Raw genomic sequence first — 20,835 nt, forward strand, 5'->3', positions numbered from 1 at the left:
TGAAGTGAATTGACTATACCTCTACTTTAAATCATATTTTTTCCGGGAGCAAAGATGTTTAAAATCCTGACAATGAATACTATCGCTGCGGCGGGCCTTGAGCAGTTCCCTCGTGAACGTTATGAAGTATCTCCCGAGATCCAGCAGCCGGATGCGATACTGGTCCGCTCCCAGTCGCTGCACGATATGATTATTCCCGCTTCAGTCAAGGCGGTCGGACGGGCAGGGGCTGGCGTAAATAATATTCCCGTCGCTGCTCTCACCCGGCGTGGAATACCTGTGTTTAACACGCCTGGCGCAAATGCCAACGCTGTGCGCGAACTGGTGATTGCCGGCATGCTGCTGGCAAGCCGCAATATTTGCCAGGCCTGGAATTATGTGGAATCGCTGCAAGGCAATATGAATCTTCATGACGAGATTGAGAAAAATAAAAAACGATTCGTCGGTTTTGAATTAATGGGAAAAACCCTGGGCGTCATCGGATTGGGCAGTGTGGGGGTGAAAGTCGCTAACGCGGCCGTGAACCTGGGGATGCAGGTGATTGGCTATGATCCCACCATCACGATAAACCGTGCCTGGGAATTGTCCGCGAATGTTCGCCAGGCAGAGAGCATGGAAGAGATGCTCGGCCTCTGCGATTTTGTGAGTTTTCATGTTCCTTTAACGGAAGCGACCCGCAATATGATACATCAGGATCGTTTGGCATTGACGAAGCCGGGAGTGGTGTTGCTCAATTTTGCCCGCGAAGGAATAATTGATACGGCAGCCTTGTCCCAGGCTTTGCAAGTGGAAAGAGTGTTTGCCTATGTCACGGATTTCCCTTGCGCCGACCTTAAAGGTCATCCTCGTGTCATCAGCCTGCCTCATCTGGGCGCTTCAACTCGTGAAGCAGAGGAAAACTGTGCAGTCATGATCGCCAGACAGGTACGCAATTTTCTGGAGCATGGTTCAATCACTAATGCAGCCAATTTCCCCGCTGTTGACGCCTCCCCGGCTCAATCCGGCGTGAGGCTGGCGATTGTCAATGCGAATATACCCAATATGGTCGCCCAAATCTCATCTAGGCTCGCGGCGGCAGGATTGAACATTTTGAGCCTGATGAACAAGTCTCTGGATGAAATCGCCTATACCCTGATAGATGTAAACAGTGACGTGCATGACGGAGTCTTGGCGCAAATCGCCGGGATAGGCGGTGTCATCCAGGTGCGCGCGCTCAAGCCGTCTTCGCAATATGTCCGCGGTGCGGCAGCCTGCTCACAATGATAACTGCGGGCACATGTCCGATACTTCTTTGGATAGTTCGGAAATTAATATTTCATGATTCCCGGCGCGGCCAAGGAAATTCTGATAACTGTTGTAAAACTGCAAAACAAACGCACGGTCGATGTGCGCATGCTGGTGGCGGATGAATATTCTGCTCAAGGCATATAAGTCCTGCGCGCAGGTGACGGGCGAAGTGATGACCCCGTGCAGGCTTGCTAATTGAGGAAACTGATAGGATTCGGAAATGTGATAGGCGCTCAAGGTCTTGCCGAATGACTGCTCGTCCAGTTCCGCCAGGAGGCAGCATAATAACAGCCGCTGTAAACAGGCGGTGGCGTGATGATGCGGAATATTCATCAGAGCAGGTTGGGAGAAATATCTGTCCAGGTCCTGTGTAAAGCCGCCGGACCGTGTCAGGCTGGTAACGTAAGTGCGAACGACGGGAATACTCACAAAGCCGGTGCAAAAAATAAATGGTGATTCCTGAAAATAGTCGAATAATTGCCTGTTGGTTTTCGTGAGTTGTTCGCGCGAGGTTTTCCTATCAGAAACAGGGGAAGTGATAATACGGATGAAATTTCTGTCAGCTGATGATAATTGCGTCTTATGCTTGAGCATAAAGCCGATAATCGGGTGATCAGGATTGCAGACAATGGAAGCCAGTGTCCGGTTAATCGCGAAAAACTGGAATTTGTCATTGGGATAACAGTGAGAATCGTGAACGGTACCTTGTTCGGCAAGATGTTTATTCCAGACGATCTTATCATTGGTGAGATAATAAAACAGACGCGAAACACCCGATAGCCGAATCAGATCCCGGGGAGAAAGCATGGCAAAAATCAGCAGCCACATTTCAGTTATCAGTCCGGTGTCATTGATGGCGTGGATGTCTTTCAAGGCAGGGTAACGCAATGTGCTGGCGCGGTTCATCATGTTTGCTGCTCCTCTTTATTAGTTCCCTATCGGATTTGTTTTATGCTAATCATCTTACTATTACGCGGGAACGTGTCAAAGGCAACCATTTTATGTGACGTCTGGACGCCGGTGAATGAAGCACAACCCATTTTCATTTGACGCAATTCCGGGTAACCTTCGTTCAAACAATCCTTTCAGGGAGTAACACATGGTTGTACTCGGCACACCAAACACGGCGACCGCCACGCGTATGCTATTGTTGGGCGCGGGAGAGTTGGGAAAAGAAGTCGCGATCGAGGCGCAGCGGCTGGGAGTGGAAGTCACCGCGGTTGATCGCTACGCGGGAGCGCCCGCCATGCAGGTCGCGCATCGCAGTCATGTTATTTCCATGCTCGATGGCGATGCCCTGCGAACGGTGATAGAAGCGGAAAAACCTGATTTTATCGTTCCGGAAATTGAAGCGGTGGCTACCGATACCTTGATTGACCTGGAAGGGAAAGGCTATTGTGTTGTGCCTACCGCGAAAGCGGCCAGACTGACCATGAACCGCGAGGGCATTCGCCGGCTTGCCGCCGAGCAGCTGCATCTCATGACTTCTCCCTATGCTTTCGCGTCAAGCCTGAATGAGTATCATGAGGCAGTGAAAACCGTCGGAATCCCCTGCGTCGTCAAACCGATCATGAGTTCTTCCGGCAAAGGGCAGAGCATTATTCGCAGCGAAAATGAAGTCGATAAGGCATGGGAGATAGCGCGAACCGCGGGCAGGACACAATCCGGCCAGGTGATTGTCGAAGCGTTCATTCCTTTCGATTATGAAATTACTTTATTGACCGTGAGGCATGTCGGAGGCACAACATTTTGCGCGCCTATCGGCCATGCACAGATTAATGGCGATTATCGTGAGTCCTGGCAGCCGCATCCCATGCCGGAAGCCTTGCTGCGTACCGCTCAGCAGATGGCCAGGGCTGTGACAGATTCCTTGGGAGGTTATGGATTATTTGGAGTCGAATTTTTCATCAAGGGAGACCAGGTATATTTCAGTGAAGTCTCGCCTCGCCCGCATGATACGGGTCTGGTGACGCTGGTTTCGCAGGATCAATCTGAATTCGCGTTGCATGTGCGCGCCATATTGGGGCTGCCAGTCCCTTCACTGCGCCAGCTGGGATGCGCTGCCTCGCACGCCTTGCTGGCGCGCGGACACGGGTCGCAGATCCGCTATCACCATCTTGATCTCGCGCTCGATCTCCCGGAGACGCAGCTAAGGCTGTTTGGCAAGCCGGAAGTACAAGGTGAGCGGCGCGTGGGTGTGGTGTTGGCCATTGGTGACAGTGTGGAAACCGCGAGAGCAAGAGCAAGACAGGCACATGACTTGATCAGGGTGGAAGTGCGGGCATGATCGCGGAAGCATTATATCCAGCGTTTTTTTCTGAAAAAAACAATCATGAACATGATCATGAAGATCATGAGAGACAGGATCACCATGAAAGCCCAGGGAGAATGCATCAGCGGAACACCGGGCACGTTCATGCCGTAAATGCTTGCCAGCGCAGTAATGGGAATGAAGATGGTAGTGATGATGGTCAGCGTTTTCATGATTTCATTCATGCGTATCGTGAGTGCTGACAAGTACATGTCCAATATGCTGGATAACATGTCCCTAAAGGTTTCCAGTGTGTCTATGGCCTGCATGGCGTGGTCATAGACATCGCGCAGGTATACCCGGGTAAAGGATGTGATGAGTTCGTCTTCAACGTAAAGCAAGTGGCTGACTGCTTCCCGCATGGGCCAGATTACTTTTCTTAAAAGCAGCATCTGCCTTTTCAATCGATAGAGTGTTCGCGCTGTCTGCGGTTTCGGCGAGGTGATCACGCGTTGTTCGATTTTCTCGATCTGGTCTCCTTGTGCTTCGAGCACAACAAAATATTCGTCTACCACAGCATCGATCATGCGGTATGCAAGATAATCGCTGCCGTGCTGGCGCAGCCGCTGGTTTGCACTCCCTTGCAGACGTTTGCGAATATCATGGAAGCGTGAAGAATCATGTTCATGAAAAGACAATATATAATCCTTTCCTATCACCAGGCTCAATTGGGCGATATTGAATTTGGCCATTTTGGCCTGCCAGGTCAATACTTTCAGGGTGATGAAAATATAACCGTCAAATTCTTCGACCTTGGGACGCTGTTCAACATTCAGGATATCTTCGACAGTCAGGGGATGAAGGTGAAACTGTTTTGCGATTTGATCGATAAGCCCGCTGTCATGCAGGCCTTCAACATTCACCCAGGTAACATAGCCGGGTTTTTGTGCGCCCATGCAGGACTCCAGGCTGTCCCCCTTGCTTTCTTCCGATTCACTGGCATTATAAGTGGTGACAGTAATAATCGGCTTTTCCCGGCTTTTTTCACCTGTGTAAACAGGTGTTCCCGGGGGTTGTCCGGCTTTTTTCGCCCGCTTATGGACTTCTGAGAACATGGATGGTTTCCTTTTCCTGCATCCATTATACAATGAGTTGAGAATCGGGCAATGGGCCATGCCGTCTTCCAATCGGGTACGGCTGGCTAAACTAGGATTTTTCTTAACATCAAGGAAGCTCATCACATGAAAAAAATTCTTCTTTTTCTTTTGCTGCTGACGGGTGTATTCAATGCTTACGCCGCCAATATCAACAAGATTGTTTTTTTCGGCGACAGCCTGACGGATAATGGTAACTTGTATTCCCTGCTGCTTCATATTCTTCCCAAGTCGCCGCCGTATTTCAAAGGACGTTTTACCAACGGCGAGACATGGGCCGAGAATGTCGGTCACCATTATTACAATAAAAATTATGCGGATTACAAGATATACGCGCTGGGCGGCGCCACAGCGGTATTCCACATGCCCACACCGAAATTCATTTCTCCCACCATTCTTGAGGCGGAAGTGGATACTTACCTCCTTGACTCTCTCTTCAGGGACAGAAGCAAGGTGTTGTTCGCGATCTGGATAGGCGGAAATGATTATCTTTTTGATTCGGATGCCAATGCGGATTCGGCAACTGATAAAGTGGTGAATAAAATTGCCTGGGCTGTCAAGACATTGTCCTACTATGGCGGTAAAAACTTCCTGATACTGAATCTACCGGATTTGTCGCGAGTACCGGAAGCTAGAAACAAGTCCATGGCGAACTTGCACGTTTTGACTGTCCTGCATAATCAAAAGCTCGATGAAGCCATGCAGAAAATCCGGCAGTCAAATCCCGGAGTGAATATCACCCAAGTCAATATATATGACATGTTTAATGATGTGATGGCTGATCCTGAGAAGTACAATCAGAAATATAACGTGCACTTGACTAATACTGCTGAATCCTGCTGGAAAGGCGGATATCTGTTTTCAAGAATACTGACAGACGAGCGATTGACGCAGGAAATTCAACAAGCTGTCGCCGCCGGCAACGAAAAAGTCCCTGCGGATTTTGATGCACGGGCCATGAGTAATTATATTCTCAACACACCGGCGCTTGCATACACCTATCAAATGAGCATGTCTTATGCGTCAGGCAATATGCCATGCGCGAATCCTGATGAATATATATTCTGGGATTCTATTCATCCCACGGCAGTGGTTCATCGTATCCTGGCCGATATTGTGATTGAAAAACTGGGCAATCAGATCGGCTGAGCAATACATGATCCGAAAAATGATGTCTTGTTGATAACCTGATCATGAACTTGTGGCGCAATCCGGCCGCCTGCTGCTGCGGCCGGAAAAGCAGGCTCAGGAGGTTTCTCAACAGGTGAACAATCCCGATTTTTCATGACAAAAACATTCTCATTTACAGTTGCTTAACCGGGAGAGAGGGAAGTACCTAATGGACAGCGGCGGCTGGCTGAGTCACGATATATCTTGTTGCGAGAAAAAATGACGGAAGGTCAAACACATTAACCGGAGGATGTGCTATGTCCAAGAAAATCGTGATAGCCGCATTGGGTGCGGTCGTTGCCATGGGAATTGGCTCGGGAACGCTGGCGGATCAAATGAGTGACAGCATGAAAATGCAAAAGGAAACGAGTGATACGCTTAATAAAGCCATGCCGGGCGGGTTCGAGAAATGTTACGGTATTGCAAAAGCGGGCAAGAATGATTGTGCCTCCAAAACAGAGGCATGTGCGGGACAAGCCAAGGCAGATGGCGCAAAAGACGCCTGGCTGGGTGTGCCAAAAGGAACTTGCAACAAAATAGTCGGCGGCAGCACCACAGAAGGATAGTTTGCTTGAATGACAAGCTGCGTACGGATCTTTTTGGCAGTGTAGGCGTGGGCCTGAGAGCGTGTCATTATGCGCATGTTGAATTGAATTATCCGGCCATTCCCTGGTTTGAAGTATTGTCGGATAATTATCTCTTCGACGGCGGCCCTGGATTGCGCCACCTGGAAAAGATCCGCGCGGCATATCCTGTCACCCTCCATGGGGTAGGGATGTCGCTGGGATCCACGGATGTTCTGAATTGGGAATATTTCAGAAAATTAAAATCGCTTATTCAGCGTGTCGAACCGGTAATGGTGTCAGATCATTTATGCTGGACATCGTTCGGCGGCCAGTATTTTCATGAACTATTACCGCTCCCTTATACTGAGGAAGCGGTCAGGCATACAGCGGGGCGCATCAGGGCAGTCCAGGATTTTCTCGGACAGCGTATCATGATTGAGAATGTTTCAAGTTATTTTTCGTGCCGTTATGCCGAACTCAATGAATGGGAATTTCTGCAGGCGGTTGCTGATGAAGCGGATTGCTTCATTTTGCTGGATATTAACAATATCTATGTGAGCGCGCGCAGCCATCATTTTAACCCGGAAGATTATATCGCGGGCTTGAACAGCAGGCGTATCAGGCAGTTTCACCTTGCGGGTTTTGAAGACCGCGGCACGCATTTGCTGGACACGCACAGCGCGCCCGTGCATGCGCCGGTGTGGGAATTGTTCAGGCAAGCATTGAGTAAATGGGGTGCAATTCCCGCCATCATTGAATGGGATAATCAAATACCGGCGTTCGAACGATTACAGTATGAAGCCGCGCAAGCACAGGAAATCATGACACATCATGTTAACTTTGCACGAGTATCAACGCCAGTTTGCGATGGGATTGAATTCGGAAAGTGATGAGTTTTTACAAGTCATCATTGCCGGCTCAGGCCTGACGCAAAATGAATTGTTCGCGATATACCGCGGCAGTAGTTTTGGCGCGCTGCAAACCGCGCTAAAGGAAATTTATCCTGTAGTCCACAGGCTGGTAGGCGAAGATTTTTTTATTGCCATGATTAACTTTTACATTTCCTCCCATGCGTCATATTTTCCTGATCTCGCGCGGTATGGCGCTGATTTCGCGGAATTCATCCGGCACTATGCGCCGGCGCAGTCGCTTCCTTATCTTCCTGATGTGGCCAGACTGGAATGGGCATGGCATAAAGTGTCGATAGCGCCATCCTCGCCCGCAATCAATTTTCAGAAACTGGGAGAATGTTATGCCGAGCATGGCGAACGTCTCGTGTTTGACATTCCGGCGGATTTTTCCCTGTTGGCCTCGCAATATCCCATTCATGAAATCTGGGAGAAAAACCAGCCTGAATGCCAGGGAGACGCAGACATCGTGCTGCCTGATAGTGCAATATTTTATTATTTTGTGTGTTGTGTGCATGATGTCATGCGTATTGATTATTTGACAAAAGAGGAATGGCAGGTGCTTTCCTGGATACGAAAGGGAATGAATCTGGCGAAGGTTGTCGAAAACATCCATGTGTCACTTCCTGAAGTGAATATTGTCGAATTGCTCCCGCGCATGATTGAGCGAGGCTGGCTTGCTGATTTTAAAATCAGATGAAAGCCTGTCAGAATCGCAGAGGAGAACAGATATGCTTTTCAAACAATGGGTGGTCGGCGCCTGGAGTATTTTCGATCGCATTTGTATTTTCCTGCAGCCGTTAGGCGACTTGTTTATCCGTTGCTGGGTGGCAAAAGCCTTTATTGCGTCAGGCCTGACCAAAACCAGCAGCTGGAGCAGCACACTTTTATTATTTCAATACGAGTATCAAGTGCCGTTGTTGCCGCCGGAAATGGCGGCAGTACTGGCTGTTATTATTGAGCTGGGTATATCGGCATTCCTGGTGCTGGGCCTGGGCGGACGCATACCCGCTTTGATTCTGTTTGTATTTAACATCATGGCGGTGGTGTCCTACCCTGTGTTATGGACACCGGCAGGTTACACCGGTCTGAAAGATCATATCTGCTGGGGAATCGTTTTATTGGTGATTCTGCTGCATGGCACGGGAAAAATCAGTCTGGACCAGGCTGTCATCTGGTGGTGGAAGCGCAGGCATCCTGTTTGAAACGGATGGATTTGTCTTTGGCGTGAAGGTTGTCATCCTGAGAGGTAATGGGTATAAAGTATATAACCATGTCTCATCAGGGAGAATGAATGTATGTCCGCAAAACTTTTTAATGCCAATCTGCGTAATGGAATGTTTGCCGGCATGGGTGCGCTGGTCATTGCCGGCTGCGCAACCAGCCAGGCTCCGGAACAAATGCCGGCGCAGCCTGCTGCAGGAACTTCATTGCTGACGGAACAGCCGCCGCAGCCTCCTATAGTAAATTACAAACATGTGACACTCACCAACCTGAATATGAATAATCAGGGTAATCAAATCATGATCAAGCCGGGCAAAACCATTCAGGCAGTCATTCAGTATAATTACAATTGTCCTAACTGTTACCAGAGCCTTAATAACCAAATCATTATCGGCCTGGCCCGCCGCAGCGCGCAAGCTTGTATTTATAATGGCGGCCCGCAGGGAGCAGGTTCGGCGGAATTCACATTGAAAGCACCCGCCAAGCCAGGAAAATACGAAGTGCGATTCCGCGGGTTGCAAGCCATGGATTGCGGCGAAGCCCTCAGGGCAGGGTGGAACGCAGATAATTCTCCATCAAAACAGACTACTATTGGAACTATCATTGTTTCGCGCAAAGCCGAGTCTTGACGACGGTGCCTCGTGGGGGGCTGGATTCCCGCTTTTGCGCGGGAATGACGAGACAAGCGGGAATGACGAGATGCGTAAACCATGGCATGATTTTCCGGTTCATTCCCGCATGCTTATAGACGGGCAGGTTCGCCGCGACGGCGGCGGCGAGCAAGACATACATGATGATTTGCCAGTAATTTCATTTACTTGAAATGAACCAAGGGTTACACCGAATAGACACCCGTCATTTTATCCATGAAAATGAAATCATTCCGCACAGACATTCTCTAAGATGGATTTTAGCCTGATTCACGGAGTGATTATGTCTAAGCCTCTTATCATTGCTGTATTCGGCGCATTACTCATGCTATGCATAGGCGCGCAATTGTTTTCAGTCAATCGTTCCGACCGTTCTGATCGTTTGACTCAAAATTATTATTACGTGCACTGAGTCATGCGTGATGATTCTGGACAGATCCGGCATAGCCGGCGAGTGACACGGTTCATGGAGTGTTCGCATGATTCACGGCGGTGTGCGTGCTGCGCTTTTGCTGGTAATGATCGACAATCGCCGCACACGCCAGATCTCCCCAGACATTTGTCATGGTGCGGAAACGATCGAGTATACGGTCAAACGGAAGCAATAATCCAATCGCGGATGCGGGCACGTTGACGTTACGCAAGACCATCACCATGGTGATCAAGCCGCCTTCAGGTATTCCGGTCGCGCCCATGCCGGCGAGAATTGCCGTCAGAAAGACGCCGATTTGCGCGGGAATGGATAAGTCAAATCCCAGTATCTGACAAAAAAATAATGCTGACACTGCTTCATACATGGCTGTTCCGGCCAGGTTGATGGTAGTGGCGAGTGGAAGAACGAAGCGCGCGACATCATCATTTATTTTTTCATTCTTCGCGACCATCAGGGTGACGGGCAGTGTGGCCATGGAGCTTGATGTGGCGAACGCGGTGAGTAACGCATTGGATGCCGCTGAGAGCAGATGTCTGGGATTTCGTCCGGTGATCAAGGTCACCAGTATCATCTGCCACAGAATTTGTAATAATAATCCGGACAGAAAGATGAAGATGAATAACAACATGCCTTTCAGGCTTTGCAGTAACAGATGCTGCAGAGAGGCTTCTGCTACAGCGGTGCCCAGCAATGAAAACAACCCTATGGGTGTGAGATACATCAGCCAGATAATCATCCGTATCAGGACATCGCGTAATCCCACAAAAAAATCAATAACAGGATGGGCGGTCTTGCCTACAGAAATGCAAGCGATGGAAAATACGATGCTGAAGAAAACGATGGGCATGATTTCATATTTTGCCGCGGCCTCCACTATGTTGGGAGGAAATAGTGACAGCAGGTATGAAGAAAGCGGAACAGGCTTGAGGTCAAGAGGGGTGGCGTTTGCCAGAATCAGACTGGGCGGAATGCCAATTCCCGGCTTGAACAGGTTTAACAAGACTAATCCTATGGTCACGGCGATAGACACGCTTACCATGACATAAGCCATTGTGTATAAGCCTATCGAGCCCAGTCGCTTGCCCCCCAGGCTGGTGATAGCGCTGACCAGCGCGCAAAAAATCAATGGTAAAACAATCAGCTTCAATAAATTGATAAACAACTGACCAATCCAGCTGATTGAAATCATCATGGTAGGGTATAATACGCCGAAAATGATACCCAGCGCGATGCTTAATAGAATCAAGATGAACATAGTGTTCTTCATAAAGCTGGCGCGCTCCTTTGGCTGAAATATCCACCAGAACAATAATATACACTTTTTCACCGTGACCAGTGTATCCCTGTGGCTGCGGCCAGTCTGGGCGGGACCGTTGTTTGGGCCGTACAAATTGAGTACAATCGCTGGCTTGATTGTAAGCATTCGATATTTTTTCAATCCATTAATCGGGGAGTCATGACATGAAGTTCAAGTTATTATCTGCAGTGGCAGCCAGCGCTGTCCTTTTTTCACATTTGTCAGCGGCAGAGCCGTTAAGCGCGGCGGGGCCGATCTCACAATCCATACAGATTACCAACCTGCTGGCCAATACCGATCTGCAGGATTCGACCATGACTCAGACATCTGTCATGGTAAGCGCCTATAATGGCGGTAAATCACCTTGCTGGAGTGCAAAAGTCGATTACCAGAATGATTACACTTTTCATGTGGGGCCGCGGTTGGGTTGCACGGACAAGATATATCAGCTGGTGATTGATCCCATTCCCGTTGGCGGCAAGTTAAAGACTTATACTGGCCCGTATGGAATCAATATCGATGTTTCCAAATTTGCGACCCAGATCATTCTGGTGCAAGACCAGAAACCGGAATTTGATCCTTTAAACGGAATGATCAAGACTCCCGGAACCATGAAGGCTAAAGTGCAGATGCAGTTACAATAAGATAAGCTGTTTCAAGAATTATTTGTCCCGGCTGTTAGCAGCCAAACAGCTCAACGCGTGGCGGCCGGGACAAATTGTACGCAACCCGCCCCTCATCTTTGCCATTGTCCGCTTGACCACTGTTTCCCCATAGCGCGCGCCGCGTGCGAGTGTACCACATTTCATCACGTAAAAATCGGCTATGATAATATATAGTGTGTCACTGCATTCCATAACAGTTTGGTCATGATAATAAACGAGGAGTGGCCATGTGGTTATTTAATAAGAAAATCATTGGGACGGTGGTATTCATAGCCGTGTTTGTGCTGGTAACGGGCGCGGCTACCAGTGCCATTAATGGAAAGGAAGATAATTCACCAAAAACAAGCAAGGATGACAATAAATCAACAAATCAAATAGCTCTGGATAAATTTTATGAAAATCGAGGAAGTAAATTTAGTATCAAGTATCCGTCTGACTGGATATATGACAACACAGAAGAAGGATCGGTATTATTCAGTGGCAAAAAAGGAACCGCTGCTTATTATTCCACGGTAAATATTCAGACCGTCTTGAGTAAGAAATCAGGCGGTGAATATAAGTCCATTGATGACATCATTGCCGATGTCAGAGAGCAGGTATTGAAAGAATCCCCAAAAGCAAACTTTCTTGCACACGGCCCTTTCTCCCTGATTCAGCCGGATGGCTCCAGTCTCAAGGGGGAATATCTGACTTTTATTTATACGTACGAAGGCAGTATTATTGAGCAATGGCAGATTGTGGTGCCGCGACAAGATGGCCTGGTTTTTTATACCTGGGCATATACCGCTCCCATAGAGATGTATGGTGATTATCTTGATATAGCCAAAGCCATGCTCGCTACCTGGGCAATCAACTGACAAATTTTTCGTCGTATGGAATTTGTTCACTTTCCCCGCGCGCGTCTTCTTCTTGTCTTCTCACGCATGTTTTTATCAGGTCGTGATGTGTTGATAATGGTGTTTGATATGTTCATTTTAATCGCGTAAATACCTGTACAGGAATGTTTAGAATCTATTACTGTATACATTGTGATTTTATTTTTTAGACGTGTGATTTTTTTCGTCAAATAAAAGAATAAGTTTTTTCAAAAGTACTTGTTCTTACTAAAACATTCTATTAAAGTATCCGCTCGAATATTTTTGTAATTGGCTTCACAAGCCAGGATGATTTGAAAACAAAATATAAATGTCCTACCCATAAGGAGATGTACATGAAACACCCACGTTTATCCGCGATTTTCGTCGCAGTGTCCGCAGCTTCATTACTCATGGTTTCCACCACGGGTTTTGCAGCTCACAAATCTTCTCACAAAGCAACTAAGATGGTTGCCGAGCAAGAAAATTTCAAAGGCGAAGCGAATTTCAAAGCGGAAGTTCCACCACCATGCCCGCCAGTCATGATGTTGCATGACGGCTTCTACGTCGGTGTTGGAGTTGGTTATGATTCTTACAGAATTCATCAGTCCAGCAATGTTGACTTCGTTGATGTTGCATCAAACTCAGTGCTTGATTCATCTTCCTTGGCGCTGAACCACTCTGCCACAGGCTGGATGGGCGGATTGTTCGCTGGTTACGGCCGTTACTTTGACTGGTTCTACCTGGGTGCTGAACTCAATGCCAACACCAGCAATGCTGACACCACCTGGACATCCAGCACCACCGTTGGCGATCCAGACTCCAGCTATTATGCCAAGATGAAAGCCAGAACTTCTTATGGCGTTGCGCTGTTGCCAGGTATCAAGGTTAACGACTCGTCCTTGTTTTATGCTCGCTTAGGTTACCTGAGAAGCAACTTCAAGGTTACCGAAACCTACACCAATGTGTTTGATGCCAACACTGCCACCACACGGTCTTCCAGTGACTGGAGAAACGGCTTCAACTACGGCGTAGGCATTGAAACCTATGTTGCTGAAAACGTCAGCGTCAGAGGCGAATTCACGCATACCTCTTTCAATTCAACCTCTGTTAGCCAGTCGATCACTTCAGCTGATAACACCACCCGGTTGGCCAGCAACAGCAAATTCAAGCCATCCAACAATGAATATATGCTGAGCTTGTTGTACCACTTTGCATAAAGTCTACGGAGCGGATTGCAGGTTTCGCAGTCCGCTCCAGTAGTTTCCCTTCTGTTTAAATTCTATATATTTTTGCACACAGTCTATTAATCCGATTGTCTAATCTGCTCATTTTTAACACTCTTTCACATGCTTCTGGTTGGAAATTTTTGATTCTGTTATTGTTTCACTTTTTTTCGGCAAGGATGTTTGTGAAATTATGCTATTATGACTATATTAATAAATGTAAAGATTTAAATTTCTGATCTGATAGCAAAGATGGTGACGGTATGAGCGGATCTCAATTTAAACCTGCATGGTGGCTTCCCAATTCTCATATGCAAACAATATGGCCTGCGATTTGCCGCGCCGATATTAAAAACCTGAGTCTGGAGCGTGAGCGTCTTGAATTGCCTGACGGTGATTTTATTGATCTGGATTGGTGCGGACGAAATCAATCCGGGCCGATTGTACTGGTTTTGCATGGTTTTGAAGGCTCTATCGAATCCCACTATGCAAAAGGCATGCTGCTTGCTGTCAAACAGCAAGGGTGGCGCGGCTTGTTCATGCATTTTCGTGGCTGCAGCGGCGAACCCAACCGGCTGGCGAGAGGATATCATTCCGGTGAAACAGGCGACGTTGATTTTGTGGTGCGTTCCATACTGGATAGAGAACGTCATGCTCAAATCGCAGCGATAGGATATTCACTGGGCGGCAACGTCTTGTTAAAGTGGTTGGGTGAAACAGGTAATGAAAATCCATTGAAAGCAGCATCTGCTATTTCTGTGCCTTTTGAGTTGCACAAGGCGGCCGACCGGATCACGCAGGGGTTTTCCCGGTTTTACGAATGGTATCTGGTTAAATGTGCGAAAAACCGATTATTGCAAAAATTTAAAAAAATCTCATCGCCTATTGATCTTGCCGCGCTTTCGGAAATCGACGGTATTCGTGATCTGGATGGAAAATATACGGTTCCTGTGCATGGGTTTGCCAGTGTCGATCAGTATTACTCATCTTCCAGCAGCAGGCAGTATCTGCAATCGATAAAGATTCCTACACTTTTAGTGCATTCCAAGGATGATCCATTCATGACAGAAGATGTTATTCCGAATGAGAGTGAATTATCACCGCACATTATGCTGGAAGTGACTGATGCGGGCGGTCATGTGGGATTTGTCTCTGGCAGCGTGCCATGGCGTCCCCAGTACTGGCTGGAAGAAAGAGTGCCCGAATTTTTGAAATTGCACTTATAACCATTAGATGATATGAATAAGGTCATTACACACTTTTACAATTAGCCCGATTGGCTAACAAACAAATTGCAAACGCCGTGACTATCACATGGCACGGCGTCATGCAAGATCAGGGTTGGGTAGATAGGCTTGCTGTCTTGTTTGTGTCTAGTGTCTTGCCTGTGAGTGAATTTAAAAACGCGATAATATCCTGACGGTCTTTCTCAGATATTTCAATTCCCAGCTGGTATTTGCCCATCTTGAATACGGCATCATCCAATGTTTGCGCTGCCCCATCGTGATAATAAGGGGCGGTGAGGGCGATATTGCGTAAGCTCGGTACCTTGAAGACATGTTTGTCTTTTTCCAGTTTGCTGACTTGATAAACGCCTAAATCAGCAGGTTTGACTGGCAATCCTCTGTCCTTGAAATAATCCTTTGCCACACCCATCTTCTGATACATGCCGCCGCCAATATTGACACCGTTGTGGCATGCGACACAGCCATAAGACTTGAATAAATCATATCCATGCTTTTCCTGTGGTGTGATGGCGGTTGTTTTGCCGCGCAAATAATCATCAAAGCGCGAGGGTGTTGAAAGCGAGCGCTCAAATTCTGCAATAGCATCGACAATATTGTTCATGTCGATATTCTGATGATAAATCTTTTTAAAGGCGTTAACGTAGCCAGGATCCATTTTCAGCTTTTTGATGACATCCGGCCAGTTAGCTCCCATTTCAACAGGATTGGTGACCGGGCCTTGAGCTTGTTCCTGCAGAGTGGCGGCCCGGCCATTCCAGAATTGTCTGAAATTATAAGCGCTGTTATAGACTGTGGGAGCGCGGATTTCACCCTGCTTACCGTTTATGCCGCTGGATACTGCAGTATGGTCGGTTCCTCCTGTAGAGAGATTATGGCATGAGCTGCAGGCAATAGTATTATTGCCAGACAAGCGCTGATCGTGAAAAAGACGTGCGCCCAATGACACTTTATCAGCATTAAGAGGAACTTTCTCCGGAAGAGGCTGCAAGGGTTCTTGTGCATGGGCGAGATGGATCAGACTAATCAATATACATGATCCAGTGATGAATTTATTGCGCATAGTATGTCCTTAAAAATTATTTTTCAAAACCTGGCGTGAATAAGAAGTTTGTATTTTTTTCCGGGAAATATCATACTTAAATTCAAGCCAGTTGCAATCAGGCCCTTCTCTGCTTCTTCAATCTGCCACATCCAGCCAACCAGGCTGAAATATCAGTCAAATCATTTAGAATAAAATGGAATTTTATGCATAAAAAACGCAGGCGGAATGATGCCGCAATCGCTGGCAATGCCAATAAAACCGAGGTGGAAAAAACTGAGCCGCGAACAAGAGAAAAAGATGGCTCTTCTGTTTTTTTAATGACTAATCTGGTCTCGCCCCGCCCCCGACAGATATGCAAGCCTTTGCTGATATGGGCGGAAGCCTTACGCAAAGAATTGCGTGATCTCTATGATAACAAGCTGACGCGGCTGTGGATTGAAAAGGCAGTGGATGTCTTGAATCAGGCTGTCCGGATTTTCATCCTGTCAGGTCAAAACAAAAGGGCGCGAGACCTTTGCTATACTCAAATTCATTTGTTTCTGGCCTGGAGCGGCAAAACCAGGCAGACTGATTTATTGAAACACTTGTTCCAGCCCTGGATCCATCTCATTACCATCGACAGACATGAAGGGCGTTTTTATGATGCGATTGAAAAATCAAACGTGTTTATCCGCCATGAAGATCATCATGGATGCATGCGTGAAAACAGTCTGTTGAAGAATTTGATGGATGCCGCGCTGCGCCAGGATAAGGTCTTGTTTGATACGGTCATCCTCCAGGCGATGCTCGAGAGGATCAAACTCTATTTTCATTTGAAGCAATACCGTGAATTGATAAACTACCTGGATCATTTTCCGGTTCCGGTAACAGGAATGCACCAATGTTTTATTCCTGAAGCCAGATTTATCGCCTATGTTAATTTGTGCGATACTCGCAGGGCCGTCAATCTGTTGGGATGCGAGGCCATGAAATACCCATCATCCGTGGATCCGATATTAAAATTGCGTGAATGTGAGTTGCGGTTAACGGCGGGCGTGGATAGAAAAGTTTTGTCGGACATTCAGCATCTTTATCATTTGGCATGGCGGCGCGTTACGATGGAAAATACCCGTTTCTGTCATATGGATTTTGCTTTGCATACCGCCAGTATCATGGGAATGGCGGGGCGGTTGGAAGATGCGGTCAGGTTGGCGGAATACTGCCATGTTTTAGCCGTGCAGGCGGAGGATGAGCCATTACAGGCAGAATCCCTGATTCAGTTGTATCAACTGATTCAGGATCGTGAGCGAAAGCAGAAGATTGAGGATTTAATGATCATACATTATTTTAATACCCGGTATGCCATTTCACGCGAAAAAATGCTGTCCTGCTATCAGGACTTGAAATTTGTCGAACATCAATATCATCATGATGAGCTGACTTCACTGTTTGAAGACTGTCTGTCTGCTGAATATTGGCATGGGCATGTCTAACCCTATTTGAGGAAGATTATGGCTATAAAAAAATACCAGCAATTAAAGAAGTATTATGCGCGTATTTCACACTTGCAATATGCTCAGCGTATCCTGATGTGGGATGAAGCAGTCATGATGCCGGAAGGTGCCCAGGAAGCGCGCGCCAGTGCTGTTGCGACACTTAATCTCACCATTCATCGCATGCTGACCGCCAAGCGCATGAAATCCTTGATAGACCAAGCCCGGCATGATGATACCCTGGAAACCTGGGATGCGATGAATCTGAAATTGATAGAGAAAAAATACATCCGCAGTGTCAGCCTGCCTTCATGGCTGGCAGAAGAGTCTGCCAAGGCCGCAATCCTGTGCGAGCAGGCATGGCGCAAATTACGCCCGGAAAATAACTGGAAGGATTTTCTGCCTTTCTTCGAGAAAGTATTCAATTTGGTCAGGGAGGCAGCTGAAAGAGAAGGTCAGGCATTGGGTATGACGGCTTATGATGCCTTGCTGGATTTGTATGCGCCCGGGTTCAGCCAGAAAAATATTGACATCATATTTTCCCAGCTTAAGCAGGCGCTGCATCCTCTGGTTACGCAGATCATCGGCAGGCAGAGTGATGATGCGGCGGTTGCGCCTGTCGGGCCTTTTCCGGTTGAGAGTCAGAGAAACCTTGGCCTTGCGGTGATGAATGCCTTGTGTTTTGATTTTACCCGTGGACGCCTGGATATCAGTCATCATCCATTCTGCTCGGGCGGGCCTTCGGATGTGCGTATGACGACTCGTTATACCGAGCACGAGTTTCTCTCGTCGCTCTTCGGAATCTGCCATGAAACAGGCCATGCATTATATGAGCAGGGCTTGCCTGGTGTCTGGGTTGACCAGCCTGTGGGGCAAATTGATAGCATGGTCATGCATGAAAGCCAGTCACTGCTGATTGAAATGGAAGTCTGCCGTTCCATGCCATTCATAAAATATCTGCAGCCCTTGCTGGTGCAGCGGTTTGGAGACCAGCCTGCTTTCACATTCGAAAATCTGTTCCGGCTGGTGACGCGGGTCACGCCAGGATATATCCGCGTTGACGCGGATGAAGTCACTTATCCCATGCATGTGATGCTTCGGTATGAACTTGAAAAAGCGCTATTCAGCGGGGAATTATCCATACAGGATTTGCCGGCAGCCTGGAATGATTTGATGGTACGGTATCTGGGATTGTCCACGGCAGGTAATGTTAAAAATGGTGTTATGCAGGATGTGCATTGGCCAGGAGGAGCGTTTGGCTATTTTCCGGCTTATACACTGGGAAGGATGATGGCTGCCCAGTTATTTACAGTGTTTAGTGAGCGTCATCCGCATTCCAGCGGCGAAGTGCAGTCCGGAAAGTTTAACCATCTCCATAACTGGCTGAGTGAGAATATCTACCAAGCTGCCTCTTCTCTGCCTGTGCAGGAACTACTTACTCGTATTACGGGCAAGCCTCTGGAAGCTGGATATTTTCTCGATCATATCCGTGCAAGATATCTGGGCGGTTAGCCTTGTCTGTTTTTCTTAATGCGAATTCGCGTAGCGGGCGAAACTCTGCCCATGATATATTTCCATGAGACGCATATCACATTTTCCTGGTTTACAGAATTCACGTTATGACTTTATTTTTATTATTCATTACCGGCATGTTCGCCGGTACAGTTGACGCGATTGCCGGAGGCGGCGGTCTCATTAGTCTCCCTATGCTTTTGAGCATAGGCATGCCTCCGCATATTGCTTTTGGCACAAACAAGTTACAGGGAACGATTGGAACATTCATGGCGGTACTTAAGTACTATCGTCATGGCTATATTTCCCTGAAAAAAGTATATAAAGGTGTGTTGTGGGGGGTGGCCGGCAGTATTTTGGGCGCTGTCGCGTCACAACTGATGAGTAGTGAATTTCTGCATAAAATCATTCCCCTATTGTTATGCGCTATTTTCGTTTATACAGTCTGTTCGCCCAAGCTGGGGCACCAGGACAGGGAGGCCAGGCTGGGCGAATCCATTTTTTATTTATTATTCGGCTTTGCTCTCGCATTTTATGACGGGTTCTTCGGCCCGGGCACAGGTTCATTCTGGGTGTTTGCCCTGACATTTTTCCTGGGATATAACTTAATTAAAGCAACGGCTTATACCAAGGTGTTCAATTTGAACAGCAGTTTTATTGCAACACTCTGCTTCGCGGCGGGAGGCAATATTGATTACCGTTTCGCGATCGCCATGGCTTTGGGTCAAATCATTGGGGGACGCCTTGGCGCGCATCTCGCTATCACTAAAGGCGCGCGCCTGATTCGCCCGGTATTTCTCGGGGTTGTCTCGCTGACTATTGCTTCACTGGTCTATAAAAATTATGCGAACGCACAGATGATTACGGCACTGAGCAGGCATGCTAACCTGGCGCTGCCAGTCCTGGCTGTCGCGGTCTTGCTTGCCAGTATGCTGATTGGGTATTTCCGCCTGATAAAAAGGGAAAAGAGTCAGACACCAGGCTGAGCTCGCCGCAGTTCAATCTGCCATGCAGGCGGCCTGGTTCATGTTTCAGCGCCATAGACTAAGAGTGAGGAGTTTAACCATGCAAGTAGTGGATTTTCCATTGATTTCAGACCCGAAGGTGTGGGCCATGCGTGTTCAGGAGTGTCATGAATGCCTGGTCGATTTGAAAGATCTGGGGTTTAACATCAGTCTGGCGAGAGCGAGCTATTATGATGGGTATACAAAAGTACGCCAGACTGTGGCAGATAAACTGGTGCAGGCACAAGCCCTTTTGCCGCAAGGCATGGTGTTTCTGTTTTCCGAAGGACATCGGCCTGTCAGTTTACAACGGGAAATGTATCAGGAATATTATTCTGTTCTGGCCGCGGCCAATCCGGAATGGGATGAAGAGATTCTCAAACAGGAGACGGTCAAATTTGTGGCTCCACCCCAGGATGTTCCTCCTCACTCAACCGGCGGAGCGATCGATATCACCTTACTGGATGCCGAAGGCAGGGAAGTGGATATGGGCGGGATACTGGATGAGACACCTGATAAAAACGAATACCGTAATTTCACGGCGGCAACCAATATTTCCAGTCAGGCAAAAGCCAACAGACAGATACTGATAAATGTTTTGTCTCAAGCCGGCTTCGTGAATTATCCCGCAGAATGGTGGCACTGGTCTTATGGGGATAAATATTGGGCTTATCATGCCCGCAGGCCTTATGCCATTTATGGATCAGTGTGAATCCAGTGATTCTTCGCCCTTAGAGACAACGCAAAAAACGCGTTTTTTCAGGGTGGGCGGAGACTGGCCGTGCGCCGCTAAGGATAAATGATATACAGGTTTTCCTGCGGCCTGTTAACGCCATTGCCTTTTGCAGGCAAAACTCCTATAGTATCGTTGCC

The 20,835-nt window shown here is 47.7% G+C and carries 22 protein-coding genes; 17 read left to right on the top strand and 5 right to left on the bottom strand.

Features of this window, described 5'->3' with window-relative positions; genetic code table 11:
• Positions 1–54: 54 nt before the first annotated feature.
• On the top strand, positions 55–1,263 hold the full coding sequence (locus tag AQULUS_RS04665) for a phosphoglycerate dehydrogenase (protein ID WP_148338937.1): 1,209 nt from the start codon (positions 55–57) through the stop codon (positions 1,261–1,263).
• Here AQULUS_RS04665 and AQULUS_RS04670 read toward each other — a convergent pair.
• Positions 1,255–2,196 carry an F-box protein gene (locus AQULUS_RS04670; protein ID WP_148338938.1) on the bottom strand — a complete coding sequence of 314 codons (942 nt, stop codon included), beginning with the start codon at positions 2,194–2,196 and terminating at the stop codon, positions 1,255–1,257. The two genes, AQULUS_RS04665 and AQULUS_RS04670, sit on opposite strands and share 9 nt — an antisense overlap.
• A 190-nt stretch (positions 2,197–2,386) precedes the next feature.
• Here AQULUS_RS04670 and purT point away from each other — a divergent pair, with 190 nt between their 5' ends.
• Complete coding sequence (purT, locus tag AQULUS_RS04675) at positions 2,387–3,574, top strand: formate-dependent phosphoribosylglycinamide formyltransferase (RefSeq protein ID WP_148338939.1); 1,188 nt, start codon at positions 2,387–2,389, stop codon at positions 3,572–3,574.
• Positions 3,575–3,585: 11 nt separating this feature from the next.
• Here purT and corA read toward each other — a convergent pair whose 3' ends face one another.
• Positions 3,586–4,653 (bottom strand): magnesium/cobalt transporter CorA, encoded by a 1,068-nt coding sequence (gene corA / locus AQULUS_RS04680; protein WP_172622734.1) that lies wholly within the window; start codon positions 4,651–4,653, stop codon positions 3,586–3,588.
• Between the two features lie 126 nt (positions 4,654–4,779).
• Between corA and AQULUS_RS04685 the strand changes: the two genes are divergently transcribed.
• The 6 genes from AQULUS_RS04685 to AQULUS_RS04710 all read left to right on the top strand — a co-directional run bounded on the left by AQULUS_RS04685 (position 4,780) and on the right by AQULUS_RS04710 (position 9,189).
• A complete protein-coding gene (locus tag AQULUS_RS04685) occupies positions 4,780–5,841 on the top strand; it encodes an SGNH/GDSL hydrolase family protein (RefSeq protein WP_148338941.1) in 1,062 nt (353 codons plus the stop codon).
• Positions 5,842–6,119: 278 nt separating this feature from the next.
• Positions 6,120–6,428: a BufA1 family periplasmic bufferin-type metallophore gene (locus tag AQULUS_RS04690; RefSeq protein WP_232051834.1), complete on the top strand. Its 309-nt coding sequence runs from the start codon at positions 6,120–6,122 to the stop codon at positions 6,426–6,428.
• A gap of 5 nt (positions 6,429–6,433) precedes the next feature.
• The gene (gene bufB / locus AQULUS_RS04695) at positions 6,434–7,318 is read left to right on the top strand and encodes an MNIO family bufferin maturase (RefSeq protein WP_232051835.1); all 885 of its coding nucleotides are present in this window, start codon (positions 6,434–6,436) and stop codon (positions 7,316–7,318) included.
• Positions 7,260–8,036 (top strand): HvfC/BufC N-terminal domain-containing protein, encoded by a 777-nt coding sequence (locus AQULUS_RS04700; protein ID WP_148338943.1) that lies wholly within the window; start codon positions 7,260–7,262, stop codon positions 8,034–8,036. Before bufB ends, AQULUS_RS04700 begins: the two co-directional genes overlap by 59 nt.
• Before the next feature lie 31 nt (positions 8,037–8,067).
• A complete protein-coding gene (locus AQULUS_RS04705; protein WP_148338944.1) occupies positions 8,068–8,541 on the top strand; it encodes a DoxX family protein in 474 nt (157 codons plus the stop codon).
• A gap of 93 nt (positions 8,542–8,634) precedes the next feature.
• Positions 8,635–9,189: a hypothetical protein gene (locus AQULUS_RS04710; protein WP_148338945.1), complete on the top strand. Its 555-nt coding sequence runs from the start codon at positions 8,635–8,637 to the stop codon at positions 9,187–9,189.
• On the opposite strand, the gene AQULUS_RS04715 is transcribed toward AQULUS_RS04710, so the two are convergent.
• Positions 9,161–9,352, bottom strand: coding sequence for a hypothetical protein (locus AQULUS_RS04715; RefSeq protein WP_148338946.1), 192 nt, complete (start codon positions 9,350–9,352; stop codon positions 9,161–9,163). The genes AQULUS_RS04710 and AQULUS_RS04715 overlap by 29 nt on opposite strands.
• Positions 9,353–9,493: 141 nt before the next feature.
• Between AQULUS_RS04715 and AQULUS_RS13130 the strand changes: the two genes are divergently transcribed.
• Complete coding sequence (locus AQULUS_RS13130) at positions 9,494–9,622, top strand: hypothetical protein (protein ID WP_269472865.1); 129 nt, start codon at positions 9,494–9,496, stop codon at positions 9,620–9,622.
• 52 nt (positions 9,623–9,674) lie between these two features.
• Here AQULUS_RS13130 and AQULUS_RS04720 read toward each other — a convergent pair whose 3' ends face one another.
• Positions 9,675–10,910 carry a dicarboxylate/amino acid:cation symporter gene (locus AQULUS_RS04720; protein ID WP_172622735.1) on the bottom strand — a complete coding sequence of 412 codons (1,236 nt, stop codon included), beginning with the start codon at positions 10,908–10,910 and terminating at the stop codon, positions 9,675–9,677.
• Positions 10,911–11,104: 194 nt separating this feature from the next.
• Between AQULUS_RS04720 and AQULUS_RS04725 the strand changes: the two genes are divergently transcribed.
• The 4 genes from AQULUS_RS04725 (at position 11,105) to AQULUS_RS04740 (ending at position 14,911) form a co-directional block, all read left to right on the top strand.
• Positions 11,105–11,584 (top strand): hypothetical protein, encoded by a 480-nt coding sequence (locus tag AQULUS_RS04725; protein WP_148338948.1) that lies wholly within the window; start codon positions 11,105–11,107, stop codon positions 11,582–11,584.
• Between the two features lie 248 nt (positions 11,585–11,832).
• Complete coding sequence (locus AQULUS_RS04730) at positions 11,833–12,462, top strand: PsbP-related protein (protein ID WP_148338949.1); 630 nt, start codon at positions 11,833–11,835, stop codon at positions 12,460–12,462.
• 353 nt (positions 12,463–12,815) lie between these two features.
• Complete coding sequence (locus AQULUS_RS04735; protein WP_172622736.1) at positions 12,816–13,679, top strand: outer membrane protein; 864 nt, start codon at positions 12,816–12,818, stop codon at positions 13,677–13,679.
• A 269-nt stretch (positions 13,680–13,948) separates the two neighbouring features.
• On the top strand, positions 13,949–14,911 hold the full coding sequence (locus AQULUS_RS04740) for a hydrolase (protein WP_148338951.1): 963 nt from the start codon (positions 13,949–13,951) through the stop codon (positions 14,909–14,911).
• Between the two features lie 109 nt (positions 14,912–15,020).
• Here AQULUS_RS04740 and AQULUS_RS04745 read toward each other — a convergent pair whose 3' ends face one another.
• Positions 15,021–15,992: a cytochrome-c peroxidase gene (locus AQULUS_RS04745; RefSeq protein ID WP_148338952.1), complete on the bottom strand. Its 972-nt coding sequence runs from the start codon at positions 15,990–15,992 to the stop codon at positions 15,021–15,023.
• A 185-nt stretch (positions 15,993–16,177) separates the two neighbouring features.
• On the opposite strand from AQULUS_RS04745, the gene AQULUS_RS04750 reads away from it, so the two are divergent.
• From AQULUS_RS04750 to AQULUS_RS04765, 4 genes are all read left to right on the top strand, one after another.
• Positions 16,178–17,446: a hypothetical protein gene (locus AQULUS_RS04750; protein ID WP_148338953.1), complete on the top strand. Its 1,269-nt coding sequence runs from the start codon at positions 16,178–16,180 to the stop codon at positions 17,444–17,446.
• Positions 17,447–17,464: 18 nt separating this feature from the next.
• Entirely contained in the window at positions 17,465–18,958 is a 1,494-nt protein-coding gene (locus tag AQULUS_RS04755; protein ID WP_148338954.1) for a carboxypeptidase M32, read from the top strand.
• Between the two features lie 107 nt (positions 18,959–19,065).
• Entirely contained in the window at positions 19,066–19,944 is an 879-nt protein-coding gene (locus tag AQULUS_RS04760) for a TSUP family transporter (protein ID WP_148338955.1), read from the top strand.
• A 79-nt stretch (positions 19,945–20,023) separates the two neighbouring features.
• Complete coding sequence (locus tag AQULUS_RS04765) at positions 20,024–20,674, top strand: M15 family metallopeptidase (protein ID WP_172622737.1); 651 nt, start codon at positions 20,024–20,026, stop codon at positions 20,672–20,674.
• The last annotated feature ends 161 nt before the right edge of the window (positions 20,675–20,835 follow it).

Origin of the sequence: Aquicella siphonis, from assembly GCF_902459485.1 — a bacterium.
Classification (GTDB): domain Bacteria; phylum Pseudomonadota; class Gammaproteobacteria; order DSM-16500; family DSM-16500; genus Aquicella; species Aquicella siphonis.

Excerpts from the sequence above, each read along its gene's own strand:
- AQULUS_RS04725 (WP_148338948.1), top strand. The coding sequence starts at position 11,105 with ATGAAGTTCAAGTTATTATCTGCAGTGGCAGCCAGCGCTGTCCTTTTT.
- AQULUS_RS04705 (WP_148338944.1), top strand. The coding sequence starts at position 8,068 with ATGCTTTTCAAACAATGGGTGGTCGGCGCCTGGAGTATTTTCGATCGC.
- AQULUS_RS04690 (WP_232051834.1), top strand. The coding sequence starts at position 6,120 with ATGTCCAAGAAAATCGTGATAGCCGCATTGGGTGCGGTCGTTGCCATG.
- AQULUS_RS04720 (WP_172622735.1), bottom strand. The coding sequence starts at position 10,910 with ATGAAGAACACTATGTTCATCTTGATTCTATTAAGCATCGCGCTGGGT.
- AQULUS_RS04735 (WP_172622736.1), top strand. The coding sequence starts at position 12,816 with ATGAAACACCCACGTTTATCCGCGATTTTCGTCGCAGTGTCCGCAGCT.
- AQULUS_RS04710 (WP_148338945.1), top strand. The coding sequence starts at position 8,635 with ATGTCCGCAAAACTTTTTAATGCCAATCTGCGTAATGGAATGTTTGCC.
- AQULUS_RS04700 (WP_148338943.1), top strand. The coding sequence starts at position 7,260 with ATGTTAACTTTGCACGAGTATCAACGCCAGTTTGCGATGGGATTGAAT.
- AQULUS_RS04750 (WP_148338953.1), top strand. The coding sequence starts at position 16,178 with ATGCATAAAAAACGCAGGCGGAATGATGCCGCAATCGCTGGCAATGCC.
- AQULUS_RS04760 (WP_148338955.1), top strand. The coding sequence starts at position 19,066 with ATGACTTTATTTTTATTATTCATTACCGGCATGTTCGCCGGTACAGTT.
- AQULUS_RS13130 (WP_269472865.1), top strand. The coding sequence starts at position 9,494 with ATGTCTAAGCCTCTTATCATTGCTGTATTCGGCGCATTACTCATGCTA.
- AQULUS_RS04745 (WP_148338952.1), bottom strand. The coding sequence starts at position 15,992 with ATGCGCAATAAATTCATCACTGGATCATGTATATTGATTAGTCTGATC.
- AQULUS_RS04685 (WP_148338941.1), top strand. The coding sequence starts at position 4,780 with ATGAAAAAAATTCTTCTTTTTCTTTTGCTGCTGACGGGTGTATTCAAT.
- AQULUS_RS04670 (WP_148338938.1), bottom strand. The coding sequence starts at position 2,196 with ATGATGAACCGCGCCAGCACATTGCGTTACCCTGCCTTGAAAGACATC.
- AQULUS_RS04715 (WP_148338946.1), bottom strand. The coding sequence starts at position 9,352 with ATGTATGTCTTGCTCGCCGCCGCCGTCGCGGCGAACCTGCCCGTCTAT.
- AQULUS_RS04665 (WP_148338937.1), top strand. The coding sequence starts at position 55 with ATGTTTAAAATCCTGACAATGAATACTATCGCTGCGGCGGGCCTTGAG.
- AQULUS_RS04755 (WP_148338954.1), top strand. The coding sequence starts at position 17,465 with ATGGCTATAAAAAAATACCAGCAATTAAAGAAGTATTATGCGCGTATT.
- purT (WP_148338939.1), top strand. The coding sequence starts at position 2,387 with ATGGTTGTACTCGGCACACCAAACACGGCGACCGCCACGCGTATGCTA.
- AQULUS_RS04740 (WP_148338951.1), top strand. The coding sequence starts at position 13,949 with ATGAGCGGATCTCAATTTAAACCTGCATGGTGGCTTCCCAATTCTCAT.
- AQULUS_RS04730 (WP_148338949.1), top strand. The coding sequence starts at position 11,833 with ATGTGGTTATTTAATAAGAAAATCATTGGGACGGTGGTATTCATAGCC.
- AQULUS_RS04765 (WP_172622737.1), top strand. The coding sequence starts at position 20,024 with ATGCAAGTAGTGGATTTTCCATTGATTTCAGACCCGAAGGTGTGGGCC.
- corA (WP_172622734.1), bottom strand. The coding sequence starts at position 4,653 with ATGTTCTCAGAAGTCCATAAGCGGGCGAAAAAAGCCGGACAACCCCCG.